Origin of the sequence: Pseudomonas anguilliseptica (genome assembly GCF_900105355.1) — a bacterium.
Lineage (GTDB): Bacteria > Pseudomonadota > Gammaproteobacteria > Pseudomonadales > Pseudomonadaceae > Aquipseudomonas > Aquipseudomonas anguilliseptica.
In genome coordinates, this window is sequence record NZ_FNSC01000001.1 from 2,606,272 (window position 1) to 2,619,529 (window position 13,258).

Annotated in this window: 16 protein-coding genes; all 16 read left to right on the plus strand. The window is 61.9% G+C overall.

Translation table 11 applies throughout. The features are described 5' to 3' along the window. Nucleotides 1-36: 36 nt before the first annotated feature. Nucleotides 37-777 (plus strand): phage tail sheath subtilisin-like domain-containing protein, encoded by a 741-nt coding sequence (locus tag BLW24_RS25955; RefSeq protein WP_167360366.1) that lies wholly within the window; start codon nt 37-39, stop codon nt 775-777. Nucleotides 778-966: 189 nt separating this feature from the next. Next, nucleotides 967-1,311, plus strand: a complete 345-nt coding sequence (locus BLW24_RS12570; RefSeq protein WP_090381260.1) for a phage tail tube protein — start codon at nt 967-969, stop codon at nt 1,309-1,311. Nucleotides 1,312-1,320: 9 nt separating this feature from the next. Beyond that, the gene (locus BLW24_RS12575) at nt 1,321-1,665 is read left to right on the plus strand and encodes a hypothetical protein (RefSeq protein WP_090381262.1); all 345 of its coding nucleotides are present in this window, start codon (nt 1,321-1,323) and stop codon (nt 1,663-1,665) included. Nucleotides 1,666-1,753: 88 nt separating this feature from the next. Beyond that, nucleotides 1,754-3,610: a phage tail tape measure protein gene (locus BLW24_RS12580; RefSeq protein WP_090381265.1), complete on the plus strand. Its 1,857-nt coding sequence runs from the start codon at nt 1,754-1,756 to the stop codon at nt 3,608-3,610. Beyond that, nucleotides 3,610-4,923 carry a DNA circularization protein gene (locus tag BLW24_RS12585; RefSeq protein ID WP_090387724.1) on the plus strand — a complete coding sequence of 438 codons (1,314 nt, stop codon included), beginning with the start codon at nt 3,610-3,612 and terminating at the stop codon, nt 4,921-4,923. Before BLW24_RS12580 ends, BLW24_RS12585 begins: the two co-directional genes overlap by 1 nt. Then, nucleotides 4,905-5,945 (plus strand): phage baseplate assembly protein, encoded by a 1,041-nt coding sequence (locus BLW24_RS12590; RefSeq protein ID WP_090381270.1) that lies wholly within the window; start codon nt 4,905-4,907, stop codon nt 5,943-5,945. Before BLW24_RS12585 ends, BLW24_RS12590 begins: the two co-directional genes overlap by 19 nt. Before the next feature lie 77 nt (nt 5,946-6,022). Continuing rightward, complete coding sequence (locus BLW24_RS12595) at nt 6,023-7,003, plus strand: IS5 family transposase (RefSeq protein ID WP_090375326.1); 981 nt, start codon at nt 6,023-6,025, stop codon at nt 7,001-7,003. 154 nt (nt 7,004-7,157) lie between these two features. Continuing rightward, the gene (locus tag BLW24_RS12600) at nt 7,158-7,679 is read left to right on the plus strand and encodes a phage baseplate assembly protein V (RefSeq protein WP_244161154.1); all 522 of its coding nucleotides are present in this window, start codon (nt 7,158-7,160) and stop codon (nt 7,677-7,679) included. After that, nucleotides 7,676-8,080, plus strand: coding sequence for a phage GP46 family protein (locus BLW24_RS12605; protein ID WP_090381276.1), 405 nt, complete (start codon nt 7,676-7,678; stop codon nt 8,078-8,080). Before BLW24_RS12600 ends, BLW24_RS12605 begins: the two co-directional genes overlap by 4 nt. Then, entirely contained in the window at nt 8,077-9,138 is a 1,062-nt protein-coding gene (locus BLW24_RS12610; protein ID WP_090381283.1) for a baseplate J/gp47 family protein, read from the plus strand. The genes BLW24_RS12605 and BLW24_RS12610 overlap by 4 nt, the downstream gene beginning before the upstream one ends. Next, nucleotides 9,129-9,728, plus strand: a complete 600-nt coding sequence (locus tag BLW24_RS12615; protein ID WP_090381289.1) for a YmfQ family protein — start codon at nt 9,129-9,131, stop codon at nt 9,726-9,728. Before BLW24_RS12610 ends, BLW24_RS12615 begins: the two co-directional genes overlap by 10 nt. Further along, the gene (locus BLW24_RS12620) at nt 9,728-10,810 is read left to right on the plus strand and encodes a phage tail protein (protein WP_090381294.1); all 1,083 of its coding nucleotides are present in this window, start codon (nt 9,728-9,730) and stop codon (nt 10,808-10,810) included. The genes BLW24_RS12615 and BLW24_RS12620 overlap by 1 nt, the downstream gene beginning before the upstream one ends. A 10-nt stretch (nt 10,811-10,820) precedes the next feature. Continuing rightward, nucleotides 10,821-11,516, plus strand: a complete 696-nt coding sequence (locus BLW24_RS12625; RefSeq protein WP_090381299.1) for a DUF4376 domain-containing protein — start codon at nt 10,821-10,823, stop codon at nt 11,514-11,516. 3 nt (nt 11,517-11,519) lie between these two features. Beyond that, nucleotides 11,520-12,026 carry a C40 family peptidase gene (locus BLW24_RS12630; RefSeq protein ID WP_090381304.1) on the plus strand — a complete coding sequence of 169 codons (507 nt, stop codon included), beginning with the start codon at nt 11,520-11,522 and terminating at the stop codon, nt 12,024-12,026. Between the two features lie 135 nt (nt 12,027-12,161). Further along, complete coding sequence (locus BLW24_RS26825) at nt 12,162-12,407, plus strand: Com family DNA-binding transcriptional regulator (RefSeq protein WP_090381309.1); 246 nt, start codon at nt 12,162-12,164, stop codon at nt 12,405-12,407. Continuing rightward, nucleotides 12,325-13,146 carry a Mom family adenine methylcarbamoylation protein gene (locus BLW24_RS12640; RefSeq protein ID WP_208600171.1) on the plus strand — a complete coding sequence of 274 codons (822 nt, stop codon included), beginning with the start codon at nt 12,325-12,327 and terminating at the stop codon, nt 13,144-13,146. The genes BLW24_RS26825 and BLW24_RS12640 overlap by 83 nt, the downstream gene beginning before the upstream one ends. The last annotated feature ends 112 nt before the right edge of the window (nt 13,147-13,258 follow it).

The window sequence follows — 13,258 nt, forward strand, 5'->3', positions numbered from 1 at the left end:
TGCCGCTGGGCCGGCGAAACCGGCAACGACCTGGACATGCGCCTGAACTACTTCGGCGAACAAACCCCAGCCGGCCTGACCGTCGCCATCACCGCCATGGCAGGCGGCACGGCCAACCCGACTGTCCAGGACGCCCTGGACGCTATTGCTGGGCAGCAGTACTACAGCATCGTTTGCCCCTACCTGGACGGCCCCAACCTGCTCGCCCTGGAAGAGGAAATGAAGGCGCGTTTCGGCCCAATGGACACGCTGACCGGCCACGTATTCAACGCCAAGGTGGGCAATCACGCGCAGCTCACGACTTGGGGCAATGGCCGCAACTCGCCGCACATCAGCACCCTGGGCCTGTTTGACGTGCCCACCGCGCCCTGGGTGGTTGCCGCCACCTGGGCGACGGTTGCCGAGTTCAGCGGTGCCAATGATCCCGCTCGGCCGTTCCGCAGCCTGGCGCTACCAGGTGTGCTGCCGCCGCCAGAGAAAAGCCGTTTTACCCGGCCCGAGCGCAACCTGGCGCTGTACGACGGCATAAGCACTTTCACCGTCGACCAGGGCGGCCAGGTGCTGATTGAAACCATCATCACCAACTACCAGAGCAACAGCTTCGGCCTGCCGGATATTGCCCTGCTGCGCCTGGAAACCAAGTGGACGGTCGACCTGGTGCGTTTCCGCTTCAACGCCGCCGTGGCCCGTGACTACCCGCGCCACAAACTGGGCGATGAGGCCGTGCCGTGCCAGGCCAAGCCTACGCCACGCCGACCACCGTGCGCGCCACGCTGATTGCCGAAGCCATCAAGTTGGCCAAAGAAGATGGCTTGATCGAGGATCATCGAGGGCTTTAAGCGCGACCGGCTGATCAAGCGTTCCATCCAGAACCCAAACCGCATGAACGCCGTGCTGACGCCGAACCTGGTCAACCAGTTCGACATCTTTGCCGGTGCCATCCAGTACCGCCTGTAAGGAGGCCCTATGAAGCACCACGGCCGCGCGACCATTTCGTACAACGGCAAGCGCCTGCGCTCCAAGCAGGGCGCAAGCCTCAACCTGGGCGGCACCGGGCGCACCCCGGAGCCGCTGGACGATGGCTCAGTAGGTTATGTCGAGGCCACTGTTGCGCCCGAACTGACCTGCGCCATTCCGCTAACCCAAGACCTTGCAGTGGAAGAACTGCAGAACCTGGTGGACGCCAACATCGTGTTTGAAAGTGACACCGGCAAGTCCTGGGTTATTCGCGAAGCATTCACCGTCGACACCCTCAGTGTCGGCACCGAAGTTTCCCTCAAATTCAGCGGCCAGCCGGCCGTAGCACTCTAAGGGCACACCATGAAACAGCTACAGGTAAGCGGCGTTTTCCCATTTGGCCTGGTCATTGAGTCCGTGACCTACAAAGCCTTTGAACTGCGCGAGGCCCTGCTCGCCGACATGATCGAGGCCGAAGCCGAGGCCGGCAGCGTGCACAACAGCATCCACTACAACGCCCAGCTGGCAGCGCAGCAACTGGTCAAAGTGACCGCCGACGATGGCACCGAATACAAGGGGCCGTTCGTAGTGAGCATGATCAAGAAACGCGCCGACTTTATGGCCCTGCGTAAAGCCCAGGTAGAGCTGGACACCCTGGGAAACGTCGAGCAGAGCGGCTCCGGCAGTACTGGGACACCGTCCAACTAGTCGCTCTAAAGCACCACTGGTCGCGCGCGGAAATCCTCGCGCTGCCAGAACGCGAACTCAATCACTACCTGGGCAACTTGATTAAAAAATGAGTGACAACCTCAACCTCAACCTCAACCTCGCCTTGCGCCTCACGGCCGACGCTTCCCGCCTTCTTGGCGGGCTGGCGAAGGGCGAAGGCGGCCTGCGCAAATTCGGTAGCGCCGCCAAGCGCGAGATGGATGCGTTCAGGCACGCGGCTAGCTCGGTTGAGGGCAAGCTGGCCCAACTCGGCTTGGGTATTTCAGCCATCGCGGCTGGCGTGCAGTCGGCCCGTTTGGACAAGGATTTAACGCAGCTCAAGCTGACCGCTGGCGCGACCGCTGACGAAGCCGGGCGCTTGCGTAAAGAACTGCTCGGCGCGCAGATCGCCACCGGCCAGGGTGCCGACGAACTTAAAGCCGGGGTTGATTCGCTGATCGCGGGCGGCCTGAGCATGGCCGAGGCAACCGCAACCGTTGCCCCAATGGCAGAAACCTTGGCCGTGGCCAAGACCAACGCTGACGCCCTGGCCAAGGCCATGGGTGTGGCCGGCAAACAGTTCAATATTGACCTGAGCCAAACCGAAAGCGCGCGCCTTCTCCTGGACAAGATGGTGGTCGCTGGCCGCGCCGGTAATGCCGAGCTGGAAAACCTGCCCGACATTTTTGCCAGGGTTGGCGGCAACGCCAAGTCCGCAAACATGAGCCTCGACCAAACGTTGGCCCTGGTTGAAACCTTGTCCCTGGTTGAGCCCAACGCTGAGCGCCTGGCCACGCTAACCGATAGCACCCTGCGGGTATTTACCAACGCCAACTATATGAAGTCGGCGAGCAAGGCCACAGGCATCAAGTTCTTCGACGCCGAAGGCTCACGGCGTGACGCCCTGGACGTCATTGGCGACATAAAGGGCCAGTACGACAAGCTCAGCACAGACCGCGAGCGCTTCGGCTTCATTTCCAAAGCATTCGGCCAGACAGACCTGGACACCCAGCGCGGCCTTAAAACCCTGCTCGATGGCAACTCACTTTCCCGCCTGGATGACATCTTCGCCGACGTCAGCACAGCTAGCGGCACGATTGCCCGCGACCTGCCCGAAGCCATCGGCAACGCCGTCGACCAGACCGGCCGCCTTAAAGGCGCACTGCGCGAGGCCGCCGACGGATTCGCCAAGCCCATCAACAACGCTATGAGCGAGGCCATTAAGTTTGGCCTGGACAAGGACAACGGCGGCCTTGGCCTGAGCGGCGGTGAAATCATGGTCGGCGGTGCCCTTGGCGCTGCTGGCCTCTTTGGCGCGGCGCGCTACGGCGGCAAGGCTATCAAGGGCTTGGCTGGCAAGTTCGGTAGCACTGCTGCAGGCGTAGCCACCGGCAAAGCCCTGGAAGAAGTCGCAGGCGTTCAGCCGGTGTTTGTCGTCAACATGCCGGGCGAGTTTGGCGGCGGGCTTGGCACACCAGACAAGCTGGCCGGCAGCTTGGGCAAAGGCGGCAGCCTACTTGCCGGGGCATCCCGTTTTGGCCTGCCAGCCCTGGGCGTTACGGCAGCTGGCGCTGCCGGCTATGGCGTTGGCTCAGTGGCCAATATGGGCATTGATGGCGGCCTAAGCCTCTTGGCCGGGCGCGACACCAGCCTGGGCGGTTTGCTCTATGACCTGGTTAACGGCGAGCGTGAAGATTCATCCGCTGCGGGTGGCGCGCTGGCCAAGGGTGCCGGCTGGCTAGCCAACCCAATTGCCATGGCGAGCCAAACCCTCAGCCAGCAGCTTCTGGAAGCCATTCGGGGCAGCAAGGCCGAACCTTTAGACGTAGGCGGCCAGCTGGCGATTCACGTCACCAGTGAAGGCCAGGCCAAGGTCACCGAGCTGCGCAGCAACAGCAATGTTGACCTGACCGTTTACACCGGGCGCACTGGGGCGGGTCGCTAATGGGCTGGCGTGATGAATACCGGCCGGGCGCGTTTCGTGGCGTACCGTTTCACCTAAAGAACAGCACCCGCACGGGCGGTCGCCGTACCGTGCTGAATGAATACCCGCTGCGCGACAAACCAGACACCCAGGACATGGGCCGCAAGGCGCGCCAGTTCAACCTGGTGATGACGGTTATTGGCCAGGACTACATGGCCAAGCGCGATCAGTTGATCGAGGCTCTGGAAACCCAAGGCTCCGGCACCCTGATGCACCCGTTTTACGGTGAGATGCAAGTGGCCGTCCTGGGCGACTACAGCGTCGAGGAAAGCACCGAACAGGGCGGCATGGCTCGGATCAGCCAGAACTTTGTCGAGAGCGGCGAAAAGCCTCGCCCAGACAACCAGCCTCTGGCAGGTGCGCAGGTCAACTCTGCCGCCGACCAGGTACAAGAAGAAGCCGTTGCCGAGTTTGCAGAGCAATGGAGCGTTCTCGGCCAGGCCGGCTTTGTCGCCGACGGGGCACTGGCCATGCTCGGTGACGCCTCTGCACTGGTGGGTGATGCCTACAGCTCCGCCGAGGGTATGGCCAGCAGCGCAATCAGTGGAATGCAGGGCCTGACCGGCGACATTCTCAATGCGGGAGGCCTGCTAAATGGCGCGGGCTCATTCAATACCCTGTTTGGCCGCATCACCGGCAGCTTTCAACAACTGATCCTGTCTCCCGGCAACCTGGGCTTTAGCCTGCTCAGCTTGGTGCGCGGTATGACCGTTGGCCTTAGCCCATTCGGTGCATTCAAAGCCATGGCCGCGCTCTTCAATTCAAGCAGCAAGGCCAAAGCTGTCAGCGGCGGGGGTTACGTCACCCCGTCGCGTGCTCAGCAGGTCGCTAACCAGACGGCGGTTTACACCTTGATTGAGCGCGTTGCCGTGAGCGAAGCCGCGCGCCTCGCTACCGGCCGCCCAGTTACTGAAAACGGCAAGGTGCTACCTGGCCTGGAGTATGACAACCGTGACCAGGCCGTTGGCGTGCGTGACCAGGTAGTGGCCGAGCTTGACCGCCAGCAGTTACAGGCCTCACCGGAGCGCTACAGCGCGCTGGTAAAACTTACCGCCGGCCTGGTGGCAGACATGAACGGCCGTTCCGCAACGCTGGTGCCGCTCTCGCGCTACCAGACCCATGACCACCATGCCTGCCTTGTTGATTGCTCACCGCGTGTACGGCGATGCCCGCCGTGCCGACGACATCGTCAGCCGCAATCGTATTGCTCACCCTGGGTTTGTCAGCGGCGGCCAAGTGTTGGAGGTGCTGAAAGATGCCTGAGGTTCGCTTAATGGTGGGTAGCCAGGAATGGGGCGGCTGGAAGAGCTACCGCATCAACCTGGGCATGCAGCAGCTCACTGGCACCTTTGACCTGCAGCTAACAGAACGCTGGGCCGGCCAGGCCGCACGGCGCGAAATCCCCGAGGGCGCGCCCTGCAGCGTGTACTTTGACGATGAAGTTTTGATCACCGGCTACATCGACCGCGTCAGCCCCACCTACAACTCCCAAGACCACAGCGTGAGCGTCACCGGCCGGGATAAAACCTGCGACCTGGTCGATTGCTCAGCACCGGCAACCCAGTGGATCGGGCGGGGCCTGACCGATGTTGCGCGCGAACTTTGCGCGCCCTTTGGCATAACCGTGATCGATCAGGCCGGGGCAAATGCACCGTTCAAAAGCCTAAAACCCAACGACGGCGAAACGGTTTTCGAGATGCTCGATCAGGCCGCCCGCATCCGTGGCGTGCTGCTGATCACTGACGGCAAGGGCAACCTGGTGATTACCCGCGCCGGGCATTTACGCGCGCATGACGCCCTGATCCTGGGCGAGAACATCGCTCAGGGCTCCTGTAACCGTGACCTGACCGACGTATACAGCCACTACACCCTAAAGGGGCAGTCCCAGGGCGACGATGACAACTTCGGCACGGTAACCAGCGCCGTGCTGGCCACCGCTCGCGACAACCGCATCAAGCGCCACCGCCCGCTGACCATCATCGCCGACGGCCCGCTTGATACCGCCTCGGCGCGTGAGCGCGTGACCTGGGAGCGCAACGTGCGCTGGGGTCGCTCGCAGGCCATTAGCTACACCCTCAATAGCCACCGCCAGAGCAACGGCCAGATATGGCGGCACAACAGCCTGGTGACCGTGCACGACGCCTACAGCTATCTGCGCGGCGCTGAGCGCCTGATCACTGATCTGACCTATGTGCTCGATGACCAGGGCGAGCGCGTAGAACCCACCGTCATGCCCCGCGAGGCTTTCGACATGCTTGACCAGCCAGAGCCGGAGGTCACCGATGCGTGGGGTTGACCGTCTGCTTAAGGATGGTCTGAAAAAGACTTCCTGATTTTGGCAAAATATCCGCACTCCACCCGCCGAGTTTTCCGATGAAGCAGATGACCTTCGCCGACGCCGAGTACGCCGGCAAGCGCAAGCAGACCCGCAAAGAATTGTTCCTGATCGAGATGGATCGGGTAGTGCCATGGAAAGGGTTGATCGCTTTGATCGAGCCGCATTATCCAAAGGGTGAAGGCGGCCGACCGTCCTATCCGCTGATGGCGATGCTGCGAGTGCATCTGATGCAAAACTGGTTCGGTTACAGCGATCCGGCGATGGAAGAGGCGCTGTACGAGACCACCATCCTACGCCAGTTTGCCGGGCTGACTCTGGAGCGCATTCCTGACGAAACCACCATCCTCAACTTCCGCCGCTTGCTGGAAAAACACGAACTGGCTGCCGGCATCCTGGCCGTGATCAATGGCTACCTGGGTGACCGTGGTTTGTCGCTGCGCCAAGGCACCATCGTCGATGCCACGCTGATCAACGCGCCGAGTTCAACCAAGAACAAGAACGGTAAGCGTGACCCTGAGATGCACTCAACCAAGAAAGGCAATCAGTATTACTTCGGCATGAAGGCGCACATCGGGGTGGATGACGAGTCTGGCTTGGTGCACAGCGTGGTGGGTACTGCCGCCAACGTGGCGGATGTCACCCAGGTCGATAAGCTGCTGCACGGCGAGGAAAACATGGTGGGGGCCGATGCCGGATATACCGGTGTCGAGAAGCGCCCCGAGCATGAGGGCCGTCAAGTGATCTGGCAGGTTGCAGCACGGCGTAGCACTTACAAGAAACTCGGTAAGCGCAGCGCGCTGTACAAAGCCAAGCGCAAAATCGAGAAGGCCAAGGCCCAAGTGCGAGCCAAGGTCGAGCATCCGTTTCGGGTGATCAAGCGTCAGTTCGGTTATGTGAAGACGCGCTTCCGTGGCCTGGTCAAAAACACGGCGCAACTGGTGACTTTATTCGCGCTGTCAAATCTGTGGATGGCGCGCCGACATTTACTGACGAATGCAGGAGAGGTGCGCCCGTAATGCTGGAAATGGCTGCCGCGAGGTGCTCGCGGCGGCTAAAAACACAGAAATGAGCCGGTAATCTGATCGTTTTTGATCGATTTATCACTTTCGAAATCAGCAGAGGCTGACGTCAGCCAGAAATGCATGGCTACTTCAGAGGATCCTTAATCCATTGCGCCGTGGCCTGGCGCACATCGTCACCCGCGCGGTGGTCAGCCTGGTGAATGACGCCGCCAAGATGCAGGCCCTGCAGGTCAGCCTGCTGGCTGATGAGCAGCTCGATAACGTCGAGCATTGGCAGCCTTATGGCTTCACCGCCCACCCGCTGGCCGGGGCCGAGGCCTTGGTACTGGCCGTCGGTGGCCACCGTGCGCACAGCGTTGTGGTGTCCTGCGCTGACCGCCGCTACCGCCTTGTCGGCATGCAGGGCGGCGAGGTGGCCATCTACACCGACGAAAAGGACAAGATCCATTTCAAGCGCGGCCGCGTGATCGACATCGAGACCCACACCCTCAACATCAAGGCCGCCACGGGCGTGCACTTCGATACGCCAGAGATAACCAGCACCGGGAAGATCGTCTCTGCGGGCGACCAAATCGCGGACGGCGTTAGCCAGATCAACCACGTCCACGAAGACACTATGCCGGCTGTTGACCAGCAATCAGGCAAGCCATTGCCCGGAGGTGGCGCATGACAGACCTAGCCCTGAGCTGGAATGGCCGAGAGGCCGACCTGGTGATTGAGGACGGCGACTTCGCTCTCGATGACAGCCTGCAAACCCCGGTGATCATCAGCCTGTTTTCCGACCGCCGCGCCCGCCCAGATGACGCCTGGCCAGACGTACCGGCTGACCTGATCGGCTCCCGTCTGTGGTTGCTGCGCCGCGAGAAAGAAATTGCCGAGACCCTGCGCCGCGCCCGTGAGTACGGCAAAGAGTCGGTCGCCTGGACGCTGGATGACGGCATTGCCGCAAAAGTTGAGGTAACCGCCAGCGTGCCTAAGCGCGGCGTCCTACGCCTGCAGGTGGTCATCAGCCGCCGCAATGGGCAAACCGAGAACTACCAATACGACACCCTCTGGGAAACCCTGCAATGACATTCACCCTGCCCACACTCGAAGAAAATCGGCAGCAGGTCGGCAGCGACATCGAGGCCCATCTGCCCATCAAGAGCGCCAAAACCCGTCGCAGCACGGCCGGCGTTCTGGCGTTCGCCCAAGCTGGCGCGGTGCAGGGCCTGCACGCGCATATTGACTACCGTCACCGCAACTTCTTGCCGGATGAGTTGGCCAACGCCGAGGGCGTGGAACGCTGGGCGCGCATTTATAAGTTTTGGTATCTAGACCCAACCTACGCGGCCGGCCCCTTGCTGATCAGCGGCGCTGTTGGCGCAACGCTGAACGCTGGCACGTTGTTTCAGTACAGCCAGGGCCTGTTGTATGCCGTGCGCGAGACAGTAACCCTGACGGCCACCAGCGGCCTGGCCACACTGGACGCGCAAACTCCAGGCACCGCTGGCAACCTCCCGGCAGGCTCGCGCCGGACTCTACTCAGCCCAGTAACCGGCATTCAATCCGCCGCCCAAGTGGCCGAGGGCGGCATCAAAGACGGCACCGCCCAGGAAACCCTGGATGGCCTGCGCGAGCGGGTACTGCACCGTATGGCCGAGCCGCCACAAGGCGGCAGCCTAACCGACTATGAAACCTGGGCGCTTGAGTCGCACCCTTCGATTACTAGGGCCTGGGCCACTGAACACGAACAAGGCAGCGGCAGCGTGGTGGTGCGCATTGTCTGCGACAACCAGGAAAGCCCTATCCCTAGTGCGGAGGTGCTCGCCATCTGCGCCGCCTATATTGCCCAGCGCCGGCCCGCAGGCCGCCGTTCTGTCTATGTGTTGCCGCCAGAGGCCACGCCGGTCAATTACCAGATTCACCTGGTGTCAGATACAGCGCTAGTAAGGGCCGCTGCTGAGGCCGAACTGCGCGACTTGCACCGCCGCGAATCGCGCCCGGCCGGCACCCTGAAAATCAGCCACATCCGCGAGGCCGTCAGCATCGCGGCCGGCGAAACCGATAACAGCGTCGAGGCCCCAGTCGCAAGCGTCGTCGCCGCGCCGGGCCATATGCTGACCTTTGGGGGCATCGAGTGGATATAAGCGCCCAAGGCTACGGCCGCCAACTTAGCCAGCTGCTGCCACCTGGTGAGGCCTGGTCCCAAGACCCAGAGAGCAACCTGCAGAAGCTGTTGCAAGCCTATGGACGCAGCTTCTCCCGTGCCCACCAGCGGGCCGATGACCTGTGGCGCGAGACCAGCCCAGCGGAGGCATTTGAAACGCTGGAGCGCTGGGAGCGCGCCCTTGGCCTGCCCGATGAATGCAGCGTGCAAGGCTCAATGACTGTCCAGGAACGCTCCCGCGCGGTGCTGGCCAAGTTGGTCAGTCTGGGCGGCCAGAGTCGCCCGCACTTCCTCGCCATTGCTGAGGCGCTGGGCTACCCAAACGCCACCATTACCGAGTACTGGGCGCGCCGCTACGGCCGCGCGCACATGGGCGAAGCCTACGGCGGCGAAGACTGGGAAGACGCCTGGCAGCTCAACCTGCCAGCACCGCAAATCATCGAGCGCCGCCACGGCCGCTCAGCCATGGGCGAGCCCTACCGCGTGTGGGGCGATAGCCAGTTGGAGTGCGTCATGCACAAGCGCAAGCCGGGCGGCTCAATTCTCTTTTTCAGCTACGGAGGTATTTGATGGATTACCCACACAGCCAACCCGGCGTGGCCTTGCGTGATGGCAAGTTCACCGACGGCAACCCACTGCTTAGCATTCCGGCCTCGCGTGACCCCGCCAGTTGGGCAAACCTGGTTACCGATGAGCTGCTCAACGTCATCACCGCAGCTGGCCTTGTGCCAAATGAGGCGCAAAACAACCAACTGTTGCTGGCAATCAAAGCCCTGACCCGCAGCACGTTTCTCAGCATTAATGCCGACACCGTTCTGACTCCTGCGCAGGTGGGCCTGATTGCGATTGATGCCAGTGGCGGTAATCGGCTGATTACCCTGCCAGAGGCTGACTCCGACCTGGGCGTGGTCGACATCATCGTGCGGCGCGTGGACAACACCGGCAACCGCCTCAAAGTGCAGGCCGCTGGCGCGGAAAAGATCAAATTTCACACCCATTTGAATGCGGCGGGTTACGGCTTCCTTTACCTGATGGGCGCGGGCGACTGGTGGCACCTGCGCAGCGATGGGGCTGGTAACTGGTGGCCAATCGGCCGACACGACAGTGACGCCCTCGGCCGCCCAGTGTTTGAAACCACCACCATGATCTCACCAGGCGGTTGGGGCGTGTTCGCCGGCAGCCTGTTCAATCGTGCGGAATGGCCGTGGCTATGGGATCACGGCCAGCAGTCAGGAATGCTCACCACCGAGGCGGCCCGTGTAGGTATGGAGGGCGGCTGGACTAGTGGTGATGGAGCCACGACTTTCCGTGGCCCCGAGGGGCGTGGTGAGTTTCTTCGGGTTGTTGACGCTGGTCGTGGCGTTGATCCCAGCCGCGTCGCAGGTTCTAGCCAGTTGGGTTCGGTTCTGCCGGTCGACACTACGGGGATTGAATCGCCTTATGTCGCCAACTTCACCAGCCAGGCAGTTCCTGGTGGTGATGGGCCGCTTGTGGCGGCGCGAACTGGCCTGGACTTCGAGCCGAATGGTCTGAGCAAGTATCCGGGGCATGCAGTTGTCTGGATATCTGGCACAGCGGCAACCACGGGGTTTGCCCACGGCGTCACACGTCCACGCAACATTGCCTACCCGGGCCGCATCAAACTGATCTGAGGAACCCACCATGCACATCTACATCGCAGACAACGCGGGCGTCCTCACTGGCCCGGTCGACCTTCCTGTTATTCCCGGCATTGGCATCCAGGTGCCGAGTAACGCTCTCCAACTTGAGGCGCTGCTGGATGAGCCAACAGCAGGCAACGTATGGGCGCTGGTCAATGGCCAGCCGCAGCAGCTGCCCGACCATCGCGGCAAGGTCTACCGCAAGGAAGACGGCGCAGAGCTGCAGCACGCCGAAGTGGGCGAGCTGCCCGATGCGCTAACCACCGAGCCGCGTACATCCCCGGCCCACCGCTGGCTCGATGGCGCATGGCAGTTTGACGCTGCCCTGGCCGCTGCTCAACGTGAGGCGGATGAGCTGACGGTGTGGGAGGCAATCAAGGCTGAGCGCGACCGCCGCACCCAGCAGGGTGGCTACCAAGCCAGCGGCCATTGGTTCCACTCCGACACGTTTAGCCGCAGCCAGCAGCTCGGCCTGGTGATGATGGGCCAGGCCATTCCGGCTATTCAGTGGAAAACCATGTCGGGTGCATTCGTCACCATGACGGCCAGCCTGGCGCAGGCAATCTTTGCGGCAGGCGCAGCCAGTGACCAGGCCATTTTCGCGGCCGCTGAGCAGCACTATGCCGCGATGCAGGCCAGTGCTAATCCGCTGGCGTATGACTACTCGGCCGGCTGGCCGGCTGTATACGGGGAGTAATGCATGGAAAAAGTGCGCGTTCTATTCACCCGCCGCCGCCGCCGCCGCCGCCGCCATCCAGGCAGCGTAGCCATTCGCACGTTCACCTGGTCGGCCTGGTCGCATGTCGACCTGATCGACGACACGGGGAGCGCCCCGGTGTTGATCGGTGCCATTGCCTTTCAGGGCGTAGTGAAGGAAAGCCTTGAGCAGCGCCTGGCCAAAGCCAGCCGCGCGGCCCTGGTCGAGTTCCCGGTTAGCGATGCGGCGTCCGTTATTGCCGCCGCACGCGGCCAACTGGGCAAGCCCTACGACTGGGCCGGCATCGCGGGCCTGGTCACCCGTAACCGCGATTGGCAGGCTGAAGACAGCTGGTTTTGCAGTGAACTGGTGGCTTGGGCATTCACCCAGGGCGGCTCACCGTTATTCCGCGAAGACCTGGTCGGGCGAATCAACCCACAGCACCTGTGGATGCTCGCCCATCCATACCAGCGGCCAGAGCGGCCACTGGAATTATTGAATTTGATTTAAGAGAGGGCGGCCAGTCCTAGTGTTCCAGCACCCGAACTGACCACCAACCCGCAGAACCAGCCTGCAAGCCAGCCAAGGCCCTCCCACTCTCGCGAGAGCGGGGCAAGCCTATCTGAAATAAGGCTTTTTTGCAGAATGATCGACATACGTTGTGGCGGCTGTAGCCGCCTACTTGCCCGCGTTAGCGGGTGCTACACCCTACAAATCAAGTGCCCGCGATGCCGGACACTCAATAGCCAGACAGCCACGAGCTGCCCCACAGAACGCCCACGAGCGTCTCCATATATGGAAACGACTCGTGGCCAAACAGAAACCCTCGTATCACCCGCAACACCCAGGCACGTTCACGGCACCGACAACAACCCAGCCAGGCTTCATTGAAGGAACCGAAGCGACGGCAGGTTTTGGGCACCGCGACTTCTATATCGCGGTCATCCCCAGGGCCGAGGCGGTGAGCATCATCAGGGCCAATCACTATTCCAGGCGCATTGTCTCCAACAGCTTCATCCACCTGGGTGTTTGGGTGGATGGGGTTATGCGCGGAGTTTTGCAGTTTGGCTACGCCCTCAACCCAAGGGCGGCTGACAAGATCGTAGCAGGCACAGAGATTGGTCAGTATCTGGAGCTAAATCGCATGTGGCTCGACGACATTGCGCCACGCAACAGCGAAAGCCGGGCGTTGAGCTACTGCTTCAAGTACATCAAGCGGGTATGCCCAGCTGTGGCTTGGATTCAGTCTTTTGCGGATGAGCGCTGCGGGGCTTGGGGCGTGGTCTATCAGGCGGCGAACTTCCATTACTTTGGCCACCACTGGACAAGCTTCTACGAGCTGGACGGCGAGACCTACCACAGCCAGCTGTTAAGCCGGCACAAAGCCAGTGGCGGGCGGGCGCAGTACCTGCGAGAGAACCTAGGTCGTGCAACCATCCACAGACTCAGGCAGTTCCGCTACATCTATATGGTTAAGCAGTCCTGGCTTAAGCGCTGCAAGGTCAGTCCGCTCCCGTATCCAAAGCCCGGCCAGCCTCTACCAGATCGGCGTAGGCATCGCCGGCTTGTCCAGGTGCCAAACACCGCGCAAAATTTGCCAACGCGGCGCACGCCGCGCGGTGCCAAATAACGTGCAAGGCGGTGCCAAAACCGGCGCGCGCTTACAATCTCGCGAGCTAGAGCGAGACAAGGCGCTACGTTAGTAACAGCCTCCGGCTGGTCAAAACAGGGGAGGAAGCGGA